We start from the raw sequence: 15,023 nt of genomic DNA on the forward strand, positions 1-15,023 counted from the left end.
AGCCGCCCGGTCCGCGCCCTCCGAAGCCGCGCGACTGGCCGCGCGGTCCGCCGGGGACGCCGCCTCGGCCGCGTACTTGCACCCCATCGCCCAGGTCGGCCAGGTCGGCCACATCCTGCGGGCCTGCGCGAGCGCTGCGCGCATCGGGGAGATCGAGGCGGGCGGTGATCCAGCGGTCGGGGATGCCCTGCTGGAACGGTCGCGGCAGCGTGCGACACCGGTGCTCATCGATGTGCTCTGCCGCTACCCGCCCGCGACAGGCGGCAGCAGTCGTGTCGCCCGGCTGATGAGCACTCTGGATCATTCCCTGCGCCAGGCGGCTGACCGGCCGCCAGGGCACACCGCAGCGAGCGGTACCGATGTGCGCGGGAGGGAGTGCACGTCATGATCCTCCCGAAGGTCCGCGACCCACGCTTCGTGACGATCCGCCGTGGTGGGACCCTCACTGATGCGGATCACCGTCTCCTCGCTCTATGGGCTGCCGCCTGTGCAGAGCACATCCTTGGCCTCTTCGAGTCGGCCCAGCCCGGGGACCCGCGACCGCGCCAGGCGATCGAGCATGCCCGGGCCTGGGTACGTGGCGAGGTCAAGATGATGCAGGCCCGCGCGGCGGGCGGCCATGCGATGGGGGCAGCCAGAGACCTGCCTGGGGCAGCACGACATGCCGCGTACGCCGCGGGCCAGGCCGGGGCCGTCGCCCACGTCGCCGCGCACGAGCTCGGCGCGGCCGCCTACGCGATCAAGGCCGCACGTGCAGCGGCACCGGAAGGCGAGAGCGAGATCGCAGGACGACTCGAGTGCCAGTGGCAGCGCAATCAGCTCCCGGAGGCGATCCGCGAGCTCGTACTTGATGACCAGCGGCTGCGCAACGACATCTGCTGGTCGGTGTTCGACTGCTGAAGCCGAACCGTGCACGGCCTCTCATGGTTGGCCCAGCGGGGATCACCGGGCACCACCGTCCAGTTGTGTGGGAACGCGGGAGACGCGGAGCCGTTTGAGGTCGGGGATGTGGTTGTAGAGGGTGCCCACCGAGACGCCGAGCAGGGCCGCGATGGTCTCGATGCTGTTCTCCGGGTTGGGCAGCATGTCGCGGGCGGCGCGCAGCAGCTTGTCGTTGACGACGGTGGGCCGGCCGCCGACGCGGCCTCGGGCCCGTGCGGCGGCGAGGCCCTCGTTGGTGCCCTGCACGATCAGCTCCCTGATGAACTCCGCGAGCGCGGCCAACTCCTCGCCGCCCACCTCGCGCACCGCCGCGCGGATGGCTCCGGCACCCGCGGCCGCTACTTCGCCGCCCCCAAGAACCCTGCCCTCGGCGCCTTTGACCGCGCGCTGGTCGAGACGATTCAGCGGACCTGCCGCCGGATCGGCGTCGATCCGTTCTGGCTCCACCGCGGCTTCTGCGAAGTCGCCGGGATCGGCGGCGGCCCGGCGCTCCTGACCGACTGGATGGCCGCACACCGCATGGACGTGGTGATCCTCTCCGAGGACGGTCCCGACCGGTGAGCGACCGCTTCCGCCGGCCCCTGCGCTACCAGCCCCGGGGCTGGGGCAACGAACTGCGCCGCCGCTTGCACAACGCGGGCCTCTCCGTATGGGACTGCCGTCGCAGGTCAGGGGCGGACAGAGTCGACCGCGGCGAGCCAGGCATCGGCGATCAGCCTGTGACCGAGGGGGCTTGGATGGACCCCGTCCGGTGCCAGCTCCGCTGCCGCCCTCTCCTTTGCGGCGCGGAGCAGGGCGAGGTCCGCACGGACCACCTGGGCTTCGTTGGCCAGCGCGGCGCGAAGCACGGCGTCGGTACGGGGCGACAAGTCCTCGTACCAGTCGTTCTGGCCGGAGGTGACGGGGAGCAGAAAAGGGGTGATGACGACCAGTCGTGCGGACAGTTCGCGCGCGGTGTCCGCGAGGAGGCGGTCTAGGCATGCCTCGAACTCGTCGACCGGGCTGATGATCCCCCGGTCGTAGCGCCGCCAGGTGTCATTGATGCCGATCTTGACCGTGACCACGGTGGGCCGGTGCTCGATGACGTCGGTGGTCCAGCGGGATTCGAGGTCGTACACACGATTGCCGTTGAGGCCCTTGTTGATGACAACAGGGCCGGGTCCGGCGTCCGCCCGGGCGCGCAGGGTCCGCGCGATCTCCTGGACGTAACCGCTGCCGAGCGATGCGGAATGTGTGCGGTCGCGGCCCGCGTCGGTGATGGAGTCACCGATGAACAGGAGTGTGTCCTTCTCGTTGATGCGCATGTCTGCCGTCCTGGCGTCGGGGTGGTGTGGTGGAGTGGGGCCGCTCGTCAGCAGGTTGTGTACACCAGCTGACCGCCTCCTGTGGTCAACTACGCCGGAGAGCCGGGTCGGTGAGCCGCCGCGCGCCGCAGCGTAGCGGCCTCGCGCGCCAGCACGGCGGGATCGTCGCCGGGTACGAACTCCAAGAGTGCCTCAAGCTCCAGGCGCCGCTCCTTCAGCAAGTCGAAGACCCCGGTCCACAGGTCCTCACGGTCTGCCAGCCGCAGTCGGCGATTGCCCGGCCACCACGAAAAGACATGCACCGCGCCGACTCGGTCGCCGAGTTCGGCGAGCCCCGCCAGCGCCTCCGCGTCGGGAGCGTCGAGCGGCGGCTGCCAGTACGTGCGGAGATTGTCCGCGCCCACCTCGTCCAGTAGCCGGAGAGTCGAGTCGACGGTGTCGGTGAGGGTCATCGAATGGAACTCCAACGCGAGCTCCAGCCCGTGGTCCGCGGCGATCCCGGCCGCCTCCCGGAGGCCGGCCACGATCCCGCGCCGCTCCTGCGGCGTGGCGGCCCGCGACCCGACTCTGCCCGCCCAGACCCGCACCCGCGGTGCCCCGAGGAGCACCGCGGCGCGGGCGACCGCCGGGAATTCGGCCGGCTCGCCGGGGGTGGCGCGGAAGTACGAGCCGTACGAGCAGCAGGTGAGCCCGTACCTGTCGGAAGCGTCACGGGCCGCGCGGACGGTGCCGGGGTCCTCCGGAGGCGCATGCACGTCCGCTCCCCACTCGACCACCTCCAGTCCCGCGTCCGCGGCGCGGCGTGCGACTTCGGCGGCGGGCAGCCGCCGGAAGGTGACCGAGCACAGACCCAGCCTGGTCACGGTGCCACCCGACCCGGTCGGTGGACGGCTCGGAACGCGGTACGCCGCGCTACGCCCTGTTGCCTCACGGTCACGTCATTCCCTTTCTGCGGTCGCCTCGCGGCGGCACTTCTGTGGCCCTTCCCGGGGCCGTACGGCGGCGGCCGGTGGGCCGGGGCGGCCGATGGGCCGGGCGGACCGTCTCACCGGCCGCCCCGTCACCGGTGGCCGCTCACGATGCGTTCGGACCCACGTCCGCAGTCGTGAGGGGGTGGCGGAGGGCGGGCAGTGTCGAGTACTCGTCGGCACCGATGTCCCGCGTGCTGCCGCGCTGGTCGCCGTCGAGGTCATCGACCACTGCCGGGCTGCCCAGCGTGGCCGCGCCGATTGCCGGGCTTCCCGCCGACAGCCGGAGGACGCCGTCCGATCCCTGACCGAGCTGAGGGTCGGCCCGTGTGTAGCCTCCGGATGGGATATTGCCGTTGGAGGCCGCACCCCACAACATGTTGCTCTGCCAGGTGAAGCCGGTGGTAGCCCCCATCGCGACGAGGCTGCCGGAGTCGCCGACAAGCAGGTTGTCGGCGATGACGACGTCCCGTGGCTCGTACTCCCGGGTCTCGCCCGAGAGCATGCCGGCGTTGTTGAGCAGGGAGTTGTGCACGATCACCGCGCGGTCGCACGCGTCGTTCCCCCGCCTTTCGTCCGCTGTCTCGCCGGAGTTGTGGTCGCGGGTGGTGCCACTGCCGACCACCAGGGCCCGGCCCGACAGTCCGTTGAGGTAGTTGTTGACGATCAGGTGGTCGTTGCCGTACAGCCGCAACCCGTCGGTGCCGCCGATCAGGTAATTGCCCTCCACCGTGGAGTGGTTGCCGTGGCGTAGCACGATCCCACCGCGGCTGTTGCGGATGGTGTTGTAACGGACGGTGTTGTCGGAGGACTTCACCGAGATGGCCTCGGGGTCTCCGTCGCAGCGCTCGAACAGGTTGTACTCCACGACCGCGTGGGCACTGGACAGCGCCCGGCCGCTGACGCCGAGCCGGATCGGCTCACCGCCGTTGGCACCGGTGAAACTGTGGTCGGAGAAGTGGTTCTTGAAGATGTGGAGGTTCTGGGCCATGTCGGTCGAGCCGGGGCCGTCGACGACGATGAAGATGCCGGCGGTGGTCTTGTCGTGGAAGTGGTTCCGGTCGATCTTCGAGTCGTTCGCCCGCACGACGACCCAGTAGAGGCCGTCGATGTCCGCGAACTGGAAGTCGTTGCGGGTCAGCCGGATCGTCGAGCAGTTCGCCGGGATCTCCATCGTGGCGCTCTGGCGGAAGGCGAAGCCACTGACGGTGATGTTGCTCGAATTGTTGAAGACGAAACTGCGTTCGCCGCGCAGCACGGCGCCGCCGCGGGTCTTCGAGACGATGGTGATCGGTGCGGCGCCGGTGCCGTTCTTGCCGGAGACGTTGATGGCGCCTCCCGACGGAACGGTGTAGGTACCGTCGGCCAGCACGATCCGGTCGCCGGGTGCGGCGCCGTTGATCGCACTTTGGAGTTCGGCCAGGGAGCCGACCGGCGTGTCGACCGCCGATGCGCTGCCCGACAGCGTGGTGGTGAGGGGCACGGCGGCGAGCGCTGCCACCGCGGTGCTTCTGAGGAACGTGCGTCGTTGCATGATGGCCTCCTGTTGCGACAAGGACGTACGGGCCGGATTTGTACAGCCCCCGCGGCCGGACGTACCGGTGACCCGCGGTGGGACAGCCGGGGGGCGAACCGGGCCGGCTGTGCCTCTCGTGGGTGTGCTCAGCGAGCGTAGGGGCCGACGTCGGCAGGGTTCAGCGGCGGGCGCCGGGGCGGCCTGTTCGAGTACTCCTCCGCGCCCACGTCCCGGGCCCGCCCGCGCGGTCGGCCGTCGATGTCGTGGGTGACGGGCGGCCGCCTGAGTGTGCCCGCGTCGATCGCCGGGCTGTCCGGGGCCAGCCGGGCTATGCCGTCCGGGCATGTCACCAGCTTCGGGTCGATACGGGTGTAGCCACCGGCCGGAATGTTGCCGTCGGCGGCGGCGCCCCACAGGATGTTGCCCGACCAGGTGAAGCGCACGGTGTTCGCCATCGCGACCAGTTCGCCCGAGTCCGAGACGAGCAGGTTGTCGGCGACGGTCACGTCCCGCGGCTCGTGCGGGCGCTGGCTCTCCCCGGAGAGCGTGCCCTTGTTGTTCACGAGGGTGTTGTACGCGATGAGGACCCGGTCGGGTGCGTCGTTGCCGCGGCGCTCGTCGGCCGGCTCCCCGGGAAGGTGGTCGCGCTCCGAGCCGCTGCCGATCACCAGGGCCCGCCCGGACAGTCCGGCGAGGTAGTTGTTGACGATCAGGTGGTCGTTGCCGTAGATCCGCAGACCTTCCGTGCCGCTGACGAGATGGTTGCCGTCCACCCGGTTGCGGTTGCCGTGCCGCAGGACGATCCCGCCGAAGCTGTCGCGGATGGTGTTGTACCGGATGACGTTGTCCGAGCTCTTGACGGAAATCGCCTCGGGGTCGCCGTTGGCGCGCTCGAACAGGTTGTACTCCACGACCGCGTGGGCACTGGACAGCGCCCGTGGGCTGACGCCGAGCCGGATCGGCTCACCGCCGTTGGACCCGGCGAAGCTGTGGTCGGAGAAGTAGTTCCGGTACACGTGGACGCGCTGGGCCATCTCCTCCGTTCCCGCGCCCTCGATGCCGAGGTAGATGCCGAGCGTGCTCTTGCCGTGGAAGTGGTTGTGGTCGACCGAGCTGTCGTCCGCACGCACCATCACCCAGTGCACGCCCTCGATGTCGGCGAGCTGGAAATCGTTGCGGGTGAGCCTGATGTGCGAGCAGGTCTCGGGGATGTCCAAGGTGGTGCTCTGACGGAAGGAGAATCCGCTGACGGTGATGTGGCTGGACCGGTCGAAGACGAAGCTGTGGGCACCGTCGAGGACGACGCCGCCGCAGGACTGGGCGACGACGGTCACGGGCGCGCGCTCGGTGCCCTGCTTGTTCCGGATGGTGAGGGGCCTGTCCGACGGGACGGTGTATCTGCCGTCGGCGACGACGATCCGGTCACCGGGCCGTGCCCGGTCGATCGCGGCCTGGAGCTCGTCCAGCGAGCTGACGGCGGCCGGGGCCGCCGTCGCACTCGCGGTCAGGAGTCCGCCGGTGGGGACGGCGGCCAGCGCTGCCCCTGCCGCGGTGCCCATGAGGAATGTACGGCGTTGCATGGTGCCTCCGTGAGTGTGGTGGTGGACCGGGGGCCGGGCCCTGGCTCAGCCGTCGGCCCGGTCGGCCGGAGCGTCCAGGTACAGCTCGATGACGGGCACGGGGGTGTCGGGGCGCTGGACGGGGATCTGGAGCGTGAGCGTTCCGACGGGCTGCCCGCCCATCTCGGTGTTGAGCGCGGGACGGTCCGGGTCGATATGGACCTGGGTGATCTCGGACGCGTCGTTCAGCAACTGGGCGTAGCGCACCCGGCCGGCGAGTCCCGGCAGGTGCAGATGGCGCAGCGGCCAGGCGAAGAGGTGGACGTAGAGCCGGTCGCCGCGCTGGGTGTACCGGCACTCGGAGGGGGCGGTGTACGGGGACGGGCCGCAGCCGTGGACCGACCGCTCGTGCAGGTCCATCCACCTGCCGATTTCCCCGAGGACGGCGACGGCGCGCGGGTCGAGGTCGCCGCGGCCGGTGGGGCCGACGTTGAGCAGCAGGTTGCCGCCCTTGGACACCCCGTCGACGAGCATGCGGATCAGCAGGTCGGCGCTCTTGTAGTCGAGGTTGTCGCGGTCGTAGCCCCAGCTTCCGTTCAGCGTCTGGCACGCCTCCCACAGCACAGGCTGCCCGTCCTTGGTCATGGGACCTGAGGGCTGGTACTGCTCGGGGGTGACGAAGTCGCCGGGAAGGCCGGTCCTGTCATTGACGAGGACGTGCGGCTGGAGTTCGCGGATCGTCTCCAGAAGCTTCGGGGAATCCCAGTCGTCCGGGCCCTTGCCGCCCCACCAACTGCGGCCCGCGTACGAGAAGTCGAAGAACAGGTAGTCGACGCGTCCGAAGGACGTGAGCAGTTCACGGACCTGGCCGTGCAGATAGCGCTGGTAGTCGCGGATGTCGCGGTCGGCGGTCGCTGCCTTGAACTCCTCGTCGTCACGCTGCGGATGGGTGCCGTCCACGGGGAAGGACGGGTGGTGCCAGTCGATCAGGGAGTAGTAGAGGCCGACCTTGAGCCCTTCGGCGCGGCACGCTTCGACGAACGGCCCGACGAGGTCGCGGCCGTGCGGGGTGTTGGTGACCTTGTAGTCGGTGAGGGCGCTGTCCCACAGGCAGAAGCCGTCGTGGTGCTTGGTGGTCAGGACGACGTACCGCATGCCCGCCGCTCTGGCCTCCTTGGCCCACTGGGCCGGGTCGTAGCGGTCGGGATCGAAGTGGTCGAAGTAGACCTGGTATTGCTCGTCGGTGAGCTTCTCCCGGTTCTTGACCCACTCGTGCCGTGCGGCGAGGGAGTACAGGCCCCAGTGGACGAACATGCCGAACCGGTCAGTGGTGAACCAGGTCGTGTCCGGGGTCGCCGCGGGACCCGTGGTCGCGGCGGGCGCGGACGGGTACGCCCGTGGGGTGTCGGCGCTCGGGGTCATGGGGGCATCGCTCCTTGTCGTCGGCGTCTGGTGGTGCGTTCGGTGCGCGGTCGGCGCTCCGGTCGGCGCGACCGGAGGGCTGGTGGTGCGGGGTGGGTCGAGGTACGGCTGGCACGGGCGGGATTTGGACCGGTCGACGGACGTCCTCGCGCAGCCGGCCGCCGGGGCGAGGACGTGCCACGTGGGTGGTGTCGTCGCCACGCGTCGGCCCGCAGGCCGGGCACCGCACGCGCGGCCGGGCGGGCGAGCGCGTCGCGGGGCGGGCCTGACGGGCGGATGGCTCGCGGTGTCAGCCCTTCAGGGCGCCGGAGGACAGACCGTGGACGAAGGAACGCTGGAAGAAGAGGAAGACGATCACGGAGGGGAGCAGGGCCAGCAGGGAGGCGGCCATCACCACTCCGGGGGTTACGGCGGGGTCGATCCGCAGGGTCCGCAGCGCCAGCGGGAGCGTGTAGGAGGAGGAGTCGGTGGAGACGAGGAGGGGCAGCAGATACTGGTCCCAGATCATGGTGAAGCCGAAGACTCCGATGACCCCGAGCGCGGGCTTGCACATCGGCAGGATGATCTGGGCGAAGATGCGCAGGTCGCCGGCGCCGTCGATACGAGCGGCCTCCTCGAGTTCCCGGGGCACGTCCTTCATGAACTCGGTCATCACCAGGATGGAGAATCCCCAGGCGCCCAACGGGACGATCATTCCGGCCAGGGTGCCGATGAGGTTGAAGTGGACGACCGGCAGGTCGGCGAGGATCAGGGACAGCGGGAGGGCCAGGATCTCCTCGGGCAGCATCAGCGTTGCCAGGATGGCGACAAGCACCAGCGTCATCCCGGGGAAGACTTTCCTGGCCAGCGCGTATCCGGCCAGGACGGAGACGGCCACCTGGAGCAGCAGTCCGAAGCCGACCACGAAGAACGAGTTCAGCAGGTACGCGAGCACGCCCTGGTCGAAGGCGATCCTGAAGTTGTCCAGAGTGAGGCCCGAGGGGATGATGCTCAGCTGTGTCGGGTCCTTGACATGGCCGAAGGCGCTGACCAGCAGGGCCAGCAGGGGCCCGGCGAAGACGATCAGGACCAGCAGGTAGGTGACGGCCTTCAGGATCCGCCCGCCCATGCTCCTGCTCTCGGTCAGGCCCAGCGCGGTCTCGGTCGGCGCGTTCATTTGCTCTCCCTCCGTCGCAACAGGTGGACGACGACTGTCAGGATCAGCGTCGCGATGAACAGCAGGACGGCTCCCGCCGCGCCGACGCCGAGTCGGTTCTGCTCCAGCCCGAGCTTGTAGATCAGGGTCATCACGACCTCGGTGGAGCCGTCGGGCCCGCCGTTGGTGAGCAGGAACACCTCGGTGAACACGCGCAGTCCGCGGATCGCGGCGAGGATGAACAGGATCGAGAACACCGACCGCAGTCCGGGCACCGTCACATGCCATACCCGCTGCAGCCTGGAGGCACCGTCGACCTTCGCGGCCTCGTACAGACCGCGGTCCACACTCGTAAGCCCGGCGAGGAAGATCATCATGTCGTACGGGGCGCCCCGCCAGATGCCGGTGAGCATGATGGAGGCCATCGATGTGTCGGGGTCGTTGATGAATCCCGAGGGGCCGAGCCCCACCAGGCCGAGGATGGAGTTGAGCATGCCGTCCCCGGTCGGGTGGTACATGATCCGCCATAGCTCGGCGACGACCGCGATCGGCACCACTACGGGCAGGAACGCCGCGGAACGTACGAATCCCAGTCGCCGGCCCTGCCCTTCCATCAGCAGCGCGAGTACCAGGCCGAGAGCCATCGAGCCGGCCGTCTGCCCGGCGGCGAGGACGACGGTGTGCCACGCGGCCTCGCGGAAGCCGTCGGAGTGAAGCACCGTGGAGTAGTTCTCGGTGCCGACCCACTTGTTTCCGAGATAGGGCTGGACGTCCTGGAAGGACATGGTCAGCGCGCTGGCCATGGGGATGAACTTGAAGTACAGGAAGAGGAGCAGTGCCGGGGCCAGGAACAGCCACGGCGTCCACCACCGGCCCGCCCGGCCGTTGCGCCTGCGGCGGTCGGCGGCGGCCCCGCCCGCCGGGCGGCCCGTTGTCCGGGTGGCGGGGCCGGCCGCCGGGGGGACGGCCGGATTCGCCTGGTCGAGACTCATGACGCGGCGATTCCCTGTTCCTTGAGGATGTCGGCGAGCTGCTTGTCGAGCTCGCCCAACTTGGTCTCGATGTCCAGGTCGCAGTCGGCCATCAGTGCGTTGATGGTCTCCGCGGTCGTCTGCCGCACCGGGGTCCAGTTCGGGATGGACGGTGCGTACCGCCCGGAGTTCTGGTAAGCCGTGGCGTAGGTCGTCCAGCGGGGGTCGGGGCGGACCTTGGAGATGTCCACCGTCTTGTTGACGGGCAGTTGCACGGTGAAGCCGGTGTCGCCCTGCATCCCGGTCTTCTGGCCCTCGGCGGAGATGGCGAAGTCGGCGAAGGCGTCCTGGCCCGCCCGGTTCTCGGAGCCCGCCATCAGGTAGATGGAGCCGCCCTCGGCAAGCACGGTGGCGTCCTTCGGGCCCTTGGGCATCGGCACGACCTCGTACTTGTCCTTGCCAAGGGTCTCATCGAAGCGAGGCATGAGGTACGGGCCGACGACGAACATGCCGGTCCGGCCCGCCTCGAACGTCTCATTCGTGGGCGGGGTTTCCATGGTTACGGCACCGGGCTGGATGACCTTGTCCTTGCAGCCGAGGCCGCGGAACCACTGCACGGCCTCGACCGATTGCTTCGTGGTCATCGCGGGCTTGTACGTGCCGTCTCCGGTCTCGGTGATGAAGTCTCCGCCTGCGGCCCAGAGGAAGTTGGAGAAGTACCAGGAGGCGTATCCGCGCTTGGTGGACAGGGGAGCGGCGAGGCCGAAGGTGTTCTTCTTGCCGTCACCGTCGGGGTCTTTGGTGGTGAAGGCTTCGGCCATCGCGGCAAAGTCGTCCCAGTTCTGCGGGACCTGGAGCTTCAGCTTCTCCCGCCAGTCCTTGCGGATGAGCAGCGCGGACGCCTGCGCCGAGTACGGCAGGCCGAACTGCTTGCCGTCCACGCTCTTGCCGGAGTCCAGCGCCTGGCCGACAGCCTCCTTACTGCTCTTGACCTTGTCCAGGTCGATCTCCCGGAGCAGGCCTTGGCTGTGCATGGCACCGAGCTGCGTCACATCGTTCATGACGATGTCGGGGAGGTTCTTCTGCGCGGCCCGCTGCTGCAGCTTGGTCTCGAAGTCGTCGAAGATGGCCGTGACCTCGACTTTGTAGCCCGTGGCCTTCCCGAAGGCGGCAGCGACTCTGAGCGTGCCCTGCTCTCCCGGTCCGCCCGGTGTCGTCCTGACCCATAGCTCGAGCGGTGCCTTGGAGTCCTGCTTGGCTTCCACTCCCGCAGGCCCGGATGTACAGCTGGTGAGGACCAGTGCCGAAGCGAGAAAACCCGCACCGACCCACCGCGATTTTTGCATGACAACTCCCGTTTTCCGCATCACAGTTGGCCTGGAAAGCGCTTGCTGGGGACGCTAACGGGCACCGAATCGGCGGTCAATAGTCCGATGAATACAAAAATTTCGCGATGGCTCGCGAGATCGGCGCGGATACGCCTCCGTGCCCCACCCCCGCAGTCCGACGCCCCTGCGAGGGGGGTGGATGCCCCGAAGTATTGCCTGAAAGGGAGGGGGTTCAGTCACGCAGGGTGCCGAACGCCCAACATGGTGCACGATCGTGACAGCCGCCGGGGCGGCGAACATCAGGCGGCTAAGCTTCACTTGAGGGTTTTTCAATCATCCGATGTATCGTGCTGCAAGTGTGTTGTCGGGGCGCTGATCTCCGACATCCGGTCAGACATTTCCCCACACGCCCGACCCGGGGGCGCGAGTCGATTCGCTGACGGCCTGTCAGCGAAAGAGCTGAGGAGTGCAACCGATATGAACGAGCCGGCACCCAGACCGACAGCACTGCTGGTCATGGAGGAAGAACGCAGGGCAGACGTCTATCCCCGCGAGGTTCTGGCCGAAATCGACCGGCTCGTGCACCGGCAGGGCCCGCCTCTCACACGGCAGCAGCTCGACGAGGATCCCGACGTGCTGGGACGGATCGACGTCCTGCTCACAGGCTGGGGCGCGCCCGTCCTCGATGCCGCCTTCCTGTCGCATGCCCCTCGGCTGCAGGCCGTCCTCGTCGCGGCGGGCTCCGTGCGGCACCTGACCACGCCCGCTTTCTGGGCACGCGGTATTCCGATCGTCTCCGCGGCCGCGGCCAACGCCATTCCGGTGGCGGAGTTCACCCTCGCCCAGGTCCTCCTCGGGCTGAAGCAGGTACACCGCATCACCCGGGAGGTGGCGAGCAGCCGTCGCTTTCCTCACAATCCCGAGGTCCCGGGTGCCTACCGGTCACGCGTGGGCTTGATGGGGCTCGGGCACATCGGTCGTCTCGTCGCCGCCCACCTCAGCCGCTTCGACATCGAGATCCTCGCCATGGACCCCATCGCCTCCGCAGACACCGCCCGGCGGACGGGCGTCCGGCTCGTCGGCATTGAGGAGCTCTTTGCCACCTGTCACGTCGTCAGTCTTCACGCACCACTCCTGCCTGAGACCCGCGGCACGATCGGGGCACGGCTGTTGAACTCCCTGGGGCCGGGCGCGACGCTTGTCAACACCGCGCGTGGCGCGCTCATCGACGAGCGGGCCGCAGTGGAGGTCCTGCGTGCCAGACCCGACCTCACCGCGGTACTCGATGTCACGCACCCGGAGCCTCCGGCCCGTGACTCGCCACTCTTCACCCTCCCCAACGTTGTCCTGACACCCCACCTCGGCGGTGCCCTCGGGGCCGAGCGTCACCGTCTCGGACAACTTGTGCTCGACGAACTCCGCCGCTTCACAGGGGACCAGCCTCTTCAGTACGCCATCGACCCCACCCGCGCCGCGTCCCTGGCCTGACACCGCGGAGGTCGCAATGGCACCTGCGGGCCCGGCGTTCGGGCAGGTGCAGATGGTGAGCCAACGAACTTCACGATGCGGCAATGTGTACCACTGCAGCCCGGAGTACTTCGCGCTGGGCAGCAACGGCAAGTCCGCCGTTCGGGGCGTGCCAGTGGGGCGGGCTCACTCCTGCTCACTGCCCAGGAACGGTACCGGTCCCCGGCGGGGCCTGCCGTTGGCCGCCCGGCCGCACTTCCGCCCGGCCGGGGAACTGCAGGCCGGGCGGGAGCACGGACGGGTCAGGAGCCGGCGCCCTACCGGGTCGAGACGGTGACGTGCTGGACGCGCATCGGGTGCCCGGGCTCGGTGGCGGGGCCCACGGCGGCGCCGTCGTCGGTCGGGAGCATGCCGCCCAGGGTCACGTTCAGGATCAGGAACAGCCCGTGGTGCACTGCCCGGTCCCAGGTCCGGGCATCCATCTGGGCAGCGGTCACCCGGTGGTACTCCCGCCCGTCCAGATACCAGCGCACCTCCTCGGCACCGGCCTTCGAGTCGGCCTCGACCGCATAGGAATGGAACGCGGCACGGCAGCCGGAGCACGGTTGCGGTCCCGAGGTGAGGCCCACGGGTTCCTTGCAGGGGCCGCCCCGAGGACGCCGCAGTGCATGCTGCCGAAGACGGTGTCGCGTCCGTTGACGGACTCCATGACATCGAGTTCACCGACGGACGGCCACCCCGTGTACCCGTCGCGCAGTTTCGCACCCAGGGTCCAGAAGGCCGGCCAGTAGCCCGCCGCCGCAGCGCCGGTGACATCCGGCAGCGCGATCGACGCCTCGATCCGCATCACGCCACCCGGAGGCGGGGCAAAGTCCGCCCGCCTGGACTCGATCCGGCCGGAATACCACGTACCGTTCCTGCGGACGGGAACGATCTCCAGTGAACCCTTGCCGTCCAGCCGCACGTTGTCGGTGGAGTCGGTCATGGTCTCGATCTCCCCGGTGCCCCACCGGGGGGCCGGGCAGCCCGGATAGCAGGTGCCGATGTCGTACTTCCAGCGGCCGGCGGACGGGCGGCTGCCCGCCGGCCCGTCGAAGTCGTCGTGCATGATCCGGGTCCAGTCGTCGGCCTCCTGCGCGGGGCCACCGGACAGTGCCCCGGCGTTCGAGAGAAGCCGTTCGAGCCGGGGCGTCAGGACCACGGCAGCGACATTGGTCAAATGGGCGTCGTCCCGGTACAGCAGGATCCGGTCCAGCACCGCCGGGCAGGTCGTCCCCTTTGCCGGGCACAGCACCGAGTTCACCGAGACGGCCCGTACTCCCGGCAGTCGGCCGGCCGCGATTCTCCGCGCGCGCGGATCGGGCCACCGGGCCGAGGCGCGGTCGAATGCGCAGGCTGCCGGGTTCTCGGCGTGACCGGAGACGCAGGCCGGGATGTCGGTACCCGGCACCGGGGCGTCCTCCAGGTACACGATCGGCACCCCGAGCGCGCGCAGCGGCTTCAGTGTCTTCTCCCAGCCATGGATGAGGAGTTGCTGGTCATCGGTGTAGCGGTTGAGGGAGGCGATCACGATCAGGTGAGGTTTCGGTCCCTTCCTCAGCCGGTCCAGGGTGTCCGCCCGCCAGGTGTCGCACTCGTGATAGTCGCGGCCCAACTCCTCCGACACATCGCTGAAGACAGCTCCATCCGCCTCGAAACCCGAGTCCTCGGGCTACTCGTCCTGCTCTTCGCTCAGCCACTGACACGGATTTCACGCATGAGCATCGACGGCATCGAGATCACCGACGAGGACGTCACCGTTCACCTCACCGGCGGAGAACCCTCCCTGTCCCCCACCCCTTTGACCAGCTCTTTCGCGACTACCTGCCGCAGCGACGCCACACGACGACTGCCCGCAACAACCGCACCTGCCGGCTCTTCCCCGGCGCCGTCCCCGGGCAGCCAATGGCGACTGCAACCCTCCACAAAGGCCTTTGGGACAGCGGCATCCCTATCCGTCGCGGGCGGAACTCGGCCCTGCGCGATCTGGTCCTGGAGATGCCGCCGGCACTGGTAGCCAAGGCCCTCGGCTACAGCCCTCTCGCCACCGACCTGCACGCCGCACAAGCGGGACGCCCGTGGACCGGATACGCATCCGTTCGCCGCTACCACGGCAAACAGCTCCCGATCTTCTGAGTACCTGCGCGAGAGCTGCCGACTGTCTACCTGATCTGGGCTGAAGCCTGCACAACGAAGGAATTGAGGGACGCCCGTGCCTCGGCCGACCTGGTCCGCAGTTCTTCGCGGTCTGCTGCACGGTGAAGAGCACCGATCACCCGGGTCTGTCAAAAGAACGGTGTAACTCGGGTTGTTGAGGGTTACTGTCGGGCTGCGGAGAGTCGGCCGTCGAAGGTGATGTCGAAGGCGTTCAG

12 protein-coding genes and 2 pseudogenes are annotated in these 15,023 nt (G+C 68.9%); 4 read left to right on the plus strand and 10 right to left on the minus strand.

Annotated features, from left to right (window positions below; all coding sequences use genetic code 11):
- Both ACIPEK_RS44820 and ACIPEK_RS44825 read left to right on the plus strand, forming a co-directional pair.
- Positions 1–388 (plus strand): annotated as a pseudogene (locus ACIPEK_RS44820) (exonuclease SbcC); the annotation flags it as partial.
- Entirely contained in the window at positions 385–900 is a 516-nt protein-coding gene (locus ACIPEK_RS44825) for a putative immunity protein (RefSeq protein ID WP_402008482.1), read from the plus strand. The pseudogene ACIPEK_RS44820 and the gene ACIPEK_RS44825, both read left to right, overlap by 4 nt.
- 42 nt (positions 901–942) lie before the next feature.
- Here ACIPEK_RS44825 and ACIPEK_RS44830 read toward each other — a convergent pair whose 3' ends face one another.
- The 9 genes from ACIPEK_RS44830 to ACIPEK_RS44870 form a co-directional block, all read right to left on the minus strand.
- Positions 943–1,458, minus strand: coding sequence for a hypothetical protein (locus tag ACIPEK_RS44830; RefSeq protein ID WP_402008484.1), 516 nt, complete (start codon positions 1,456–1,458; stop codon positions 943–945).
- Positions 1,459–1,610: 152 nt separating this feature from the next.
- Positions 1,611–2,246: a GDSL-type esterase/lipase family protein gene (locus ACIPEK_RS44835; RefSeq protein WP_402008486.1), complete on the minus strand. Its 636-nt coding sequence runs from the start codon at positions 2,244–2,246 to the stop codon at positions 1,611–1,613.
- A gap of 89 nt (positions 2,247–2,335) precedes the next feature.
- Positions 2,336–3,109, minus strand: coding sequence for a sugar phosphate isomerase/epimerase family protein (locus ACIPEK_RS44840; protein WP_402008488.1), 774 nt, complete (start codon positions 3,107–3,109; stop codon positions 2,336–2,338).
- 211 nt (positions 3,110–3,320) lie between these two features.
- Positions 3,321–4,748 (minus strand): chondroitinase-B domain-containing protein, encoded by a 1,428-nt coding sequence (locus tag ACIPEK_RS44845; RefSeq protein WP_402008490.1) that lies wholly within the window; start codon positions 4,746–4,748, stop codon positions 3,321–3,323.
- Between the two features lie 128 nt (positions 4,749–4,876).
- Entirely contained in the window at positions 4,877–6,310 is a 1,434-nt protein-coding gene (locus ACIPEK_RS44850) for a chondroitinase-B domain-containing protein (RefSeq protein WP_402008492.1), read from the minus strand.
- 45 nt (positions 6,311–6,355) lie between these two features.
- Positions 6,356–7,711 carry an alpha-L-fucosidase gene (locus ACIPEK_RS44855; RefSeq protein WP_402008494.1) on the minus strand — a complete coding sequence of 452 codons (1,356 nt, stop codon included), beginning with the start codon at positions 7,709–7,711 and terminating at the stop codon, positions 6,356–6,358.
- Positions 7,712–8,000: 289 nt separating this feature from the next.
- Entirely contained in the window at positions 8,001–8,867 is an 867-nt protein-coding gene (locus ACIPEK_RS44860; RefSeq protein ID WP_402008496.1) for a carbohydrate ABC transporter permease, read from the minus strand.
- Positions 8,864–9,838: a carbohydrate ABC transporter permease gene (locus ACIPEK_RS44865; RefSeq protein ID WP_402008498.1), complete on the minus strand. Its 975-nt coding sequence runs from the start codon at positions 9,836–9,838 to the stop codon at positions 8,864–8,866. The genes ACIPEK_RS44860 and ACIPEK_RS44865 overlap by 4 nt, the downstream gene beginning before the upstream one ends.
- A complete protein-coding gene (locus ACIPEK_RS44870; protein WP_402008500.1) occupies positions 9,835–11,163 on the minus strand; it encodes an extracellular solute-binding protein in 1,329 nt (442 codons plus the stop codon). The genes ACIPEK_RS44865 and ACIPEK_RS44870 overlap by 4 nt, the downstream gene beginning before the upstream one ends.
- Before the next feature lie 459 nt (positions 11,164–11,622).
- Here ACIPEK_RS44870 and ACIPEK_RS44875 point away from each other — a divergent pair, with 459 nt between their 5' ends.
- Positions 11,623–12,633 carry a hydroxyacid dehydrogenase gene (locus ACIPEK_RS44875; protein WP_402008502.1) on the plus strand — a complete coding sequence of 337 codons (1,011 nt, stop codon included), beginning with the start codon at positions 11,623–11,625 and terminating at the stop codon, positions 12,631–12,633.
- Between the two features lie 296 nt (positions 12,634–12,929).
- Here ACIPEK_RS44875 and ACIPEK_RS44880 read toward each other — a convergent pair.
- Positions 12,930–14,275: pseudogene (locus ACIPEK_RS44880) on the minus strand (SGNH hydrolase domain-containing protein); the annotation flags it as partial.
- Positions 14,276–14,556: 281 nt separating this feature from the next.
- Between ACIPEK_RS44880 and ACIPEK_RS44885 the strand changes: the two are divergent.
- Entirely contained in the window at positions 14,557–14,787 is a 231-nt protein-coding gene (locus ACIPEK_RS44885; protein WP_402008504.1) for a hypothetical protein, read from the plus strand.
- The last annotated feature ends 236 nt before the right edge of the window (positions 14,788–15,023 follow it).

This window comes from Streptomyces sp. NPDC088246, assembly GCF_044741025.1.
In the GTDB taxonomy this organism is placed as follows: Bacteria; Actinomycetota; Actinomycetes; order Streptomycetales; family Streptomycetaceae; genus Streptomyces.